The organism is Limosilactobacillus mucosae (assembly GCF_046939755.1).
GTDB lineage: Bacteria > Bacillota > Bacilli > Lactobacillales > Lactobacillaceae > Limosilactobacillus > Limosilactobacillus mucosae_A.
The window spans coordinates 1-3,737 of sequence record NZ_JBKZAY010000051.1 but is presented as its reverse complement, the minus strand read 5'-3'; the positions used below and the strand labels follow the sequence as shown (position 1 = coordinate 3,737).

Sequence of the window (3,737 nt, the reverse complement as noted above, 5' to 3'; positions counted from 1 at the left end):
GTGGAACGAAGAAGGCCCATTGGCACATTATTCTCTTGTTCCCTGGCAAGAAGTCGTTCAGCCAAGTTAAAAAAATCACTGATGATCTTGGTCAGCCGATCCCACAACGGGTCAACGATATTCGGAGTATGGTTCGGTATCTGGTACATAAGGATCACCCTCATAAGTACCAATATGACAAGAAGGACATCGTCTGCCATTGTGGTGCTGAGATTGAGCAGTATTTCGGCCTTTCCAGTATCGACAAGGACAAACTTCTGTGGGACATCATTGCGTTTATCGATAAAAACGAAGTTACCAATTTGATGAACCTGTTGAATTATGTTCAAGCTAATGGGTTGCGTGATTGGTTTGATGTGATCTGCAACCGCAACAGCATTATCATCAATGCGGCTATAAATTCATGCTATCAGCGTCAAGCTCAGCAAGCCGACAAAAAGTCTCAGCGTGCTGTGATGGCTGAATCAGCTAAGCAATTAGCCCGAGCTGGCTATTCGCTTCGCGGTATTGCTGACGAATTGGGCGTCAGCAAGAACACTGTTTCAAGACTTCTGAAATAATTGATGATGCAGCCCTTAAAAGGGCTGTTTTTAATAGACAGAATTAGCGTATTTGTCAATCATTGTCCCTTTTTGAGGGACAGTGGGACACTGGTGGGACAGCAAAGAACCCCAGTGCTGACGGGTTTTGAGGGTGTTTTTAGGGGGGGTACTACGACTCCCCCCTATGTGGTCATAGGTCATTGGTCAAAATTGCTTTTAGTAATTTTGACGACCTGTTGACCACGAGTAGCACCGATCAAGAATGGTGATGCTGATAAGCGGATCAAGGTGGCCGTGTGCCACGGGTTTTTTGCCAAGCTTTTTTTTGAAAAAAGCGCGCGTGAGGAGCTGTGCCGTTGCGAAGCTTCGGCCAGTGACGAGAGTTTGGCATTGCTTCAGCTTTGCCAAACGGCCAATAGATTTTTGATGCGCGTGGTTGGAGCGCGAAAAAATCTGATTTTGTCCGGCAGTTTTAGCCGGCAAAATCTTCGTTTTTTTGGGACCTTTTTTTGTGAAAAAAAGGTTCGCCCTCGGCAGAGTCCGTCAAGGTGAAACTTTGTCCGTGAAGGTGAAACTTTCTCGGTCTGGCAGACAGCCAGCCCCCAGGCAGGGCGCACTCTTTTCCGTGAAAAGGTATAGTGCGCTATACTTTATATTATAAATATCTGGCCATCACTGCCTCTTTAACGTATACTTTATATTGACGATCGGATTCAACTGCGGTAACGTATACTTTACAAGCAGATGAAATTTTTGGAAAGTTTGTGATTGGAGGTGTAGCCAAATGAGTTTTTTGGTCGCCACAATGAAGAAAAATAAGGCTGAAAATTTGAATGGAATTTTCATGCATGATTTCCGGCGAACAGAGAATCACTCGAACAAGGAAATTGATGTCACCAAATCAGCAGATAATTTTGATTTGATTGAGCATCAGAACATGTCAAAACAGGTGATCATGGACTACATCAGCGCCAAACGCACAAGCAAGCGTGCAGTGCGCAAAGATGCGGTGGTTTTGAATGAGTGGATCATCAGCAGTGATCAGGAATTTTTCAAGGGTCTGGACGCTGACCAGATCCGTCAATATTTTCAGACTGCCGTTGACTGGTTTGGCCAGCAGTTCGGCAGAGATAATTTACAATATGCGGTTGTCCACATGGATGAGACCACACCCCACATGCATTTGGGCATTGTTCCGATTAATGAGGATGGTTCATTATCAAGTAAGAAGATGTTTGACCGTAACGCGTTGAAACGCGTTCAGGGTGAACTGCCAAAGTATCTGGCTGATCATGGGTTTGACATTCAGCGTGGGATTGCGGGTCAGAGAAAGAAGCATCTGACCACGAAGGAATACAAGGCTGTTCAAATTGAGAAAGAGGCCATTAAGCATGAGTTGGCCGTGGCTTCGGCTGATCTGGCCCAGTCGGCCGGTATTTTGAAGGTGGATCATGATGAGGCCGTTAATCAGCTGGATAAGCTGGATTTGAAAGGCATCATGCAATCGTTGCGTAGATTGCTTGCCAAGCTTCGGCGCCGATTTCATGATCTGGTCAAGCGTGAGAAGGCCGTTGCAGAGCGTGAAAGCGCGCTGACTGACCGTGAGCATGCAGTAGCGGAGCAAGAGAAGGCGGTTAACCAGAAGGTGGCTGCATTTGACGAATTTTTAAATGCTTATCAAGCACCTAATCCGAGTGCTCAGCAAGCTTTTTACTTTAAACAGTTAAATGACGGCGTGATTAAGCCCGCTGAGAAGCTGTATACGGCCATCAAGGGCGTTGATGATGAATCAGCCGAGAAGAAGCTTAAAGTGGCTCAGAACGTAAATATGAGCCGTCAGCGGAGCAGATAGGCATCTGCCTTTAAGGCGCAAACAAGACAGCCCCCGTGATACACTTCGGGTGCGGTGGTGAGGTACTCACCGCCGACAAGAAGTGGGGCACACGGGGGCTAGTTTCTTGTTGAGCATTAAATTAGGCAGATGCCGGTTGCACTTCCTAGCTACAGATGTTATAATGTAGCTACAAAGTAAAAAAGGTGGTGTTTTTTTATGAGCGAAAACAAGGATCAAGTAATCCGAATGCGCCTGACGGACGATTATAAGCGTCAGATTCAAGCTTTGGCCGATCGTGAGGGTATTACCCTTACGGAGCTGTTATCGTCTGCTGTGGACGATTATATGAAGCGTGAGGGTGGATTGGATAGTGGCTTTTGGATTCAGAAGAAGTTCAAACAGCAGATTGACTACTCAATTGATCAAGCTGACACTAACGCGTTGGCTATGATCGACTGCATAGCGAGACGGCTGACAGATCGTGAATATCACGAGTTGTGTCATCAGTTGCATGGAACAAAATCAGAGTTTGATGGCCCAGATGATGGTGAATGTCATATTGAACCACTTTCGCAAGTTCGAAAACGGGCTTATACAGTAAAATCTGCACTGTATCGCGGTATTTTCTGGCAAACAATTAACGAAGTGCAGAAAATAACCGATCGTCTTTACTTGAGTATTTCTGAAAATGAGGATTCAGTAGCATTCTTTGAACCGAATACGTCTGAAGATTATAAGAAATTTGAAATCTTTGTACATAGTTTACGAGAAAAAGGATCTAAAGGTACTGACAACGTGTCGGATTTAGAAGGGTACGATTTGGATTGGCTTCTAAATTTTGCTAGAGTTCATGATCTTCAAGATTTGCTTTTACTAATCTGTATCTGGAGACATTGGTCGCTACCTGAAAGATTGCCGTCTGACTGATCTGCAACAAAAAAGCCCCGCATAGCGGAGCCTTTCGTGATAATATAAAATCAACAAAATAAAAAAGCCTGCATGACCTTTGTTTGGCGACTGGGTCTCATGCTCGGCTGTGACGGTAGGAGAAGATATTGATATCTTCCTTGTGTCTTTTGTCTTGTATGTTAAGGCATATTGACGAAAAAAGCAATGGTTTTGATGTCAAAATGGTATCACACTCCCTCTGTCTAGCTGAGCAAGCAGGCAGAAGGAGTGTTTTTTTATGACTGACAAGAAACAACAAGCTGAAAAGAAGCCAGATGAGCGCGCTCGGGCATGGACGTTTGTCTGCTATCCAGAGTCTGCTCCGGATAACTGGCGCGAGATTTTGGACGAACAGGAGCTAGTTCCTTGGGTCGAAAGTCCGCTTCATGACAAGGATCCAGAGCCAGATGGCA

4 protein-coding genes are annotated in these 3,737 nt (G+C 45.2%); all 4 read left to right on the top strand.

The window, feature by feature from the left end; genetic code table 11:
• Positions 1-560, top strand: a 560-nt coding sequence (locus ACLUWI_RS09920) for a Rep family protein (protein ID WP_412147190.1), incomplete at its 5' end; no start/stop codon positions are given.
• Between the two features lie 766 nt (positions 561-1,326).
• Complete coding sequence (gene mobV, locus ACLUWI_RS09915) at positions 1,327-2,394, top strand: MobV family relaxase (RefSeq protein ID WP_412147189.1); 1,068 nt, start codon at positions 1,327-1,329, stop codon at positions 2,392-2,394.
• A gap of 198 nt (positions 2,395-2,592) precedes the next feature.
• Positions 2,593-3,303, top strand: coding sequence for a hypothetical protein (locus ACLUWI_RS09910; protein ID WP_412147188.1), 711 nt, complete (start codon positions 2,593-2,595; stop codon positions 3,301-3,303).
• Positions 3,304-3,562: 259 nt separating this feature from the next.
• Positions 3,563-3,737: Rep family protein (locus ACLUWI_RS09905; RefSeq protein ID WP_412147191.1), on the top strand; the 175-nt coding region annotated here is incomplete at its 3' end.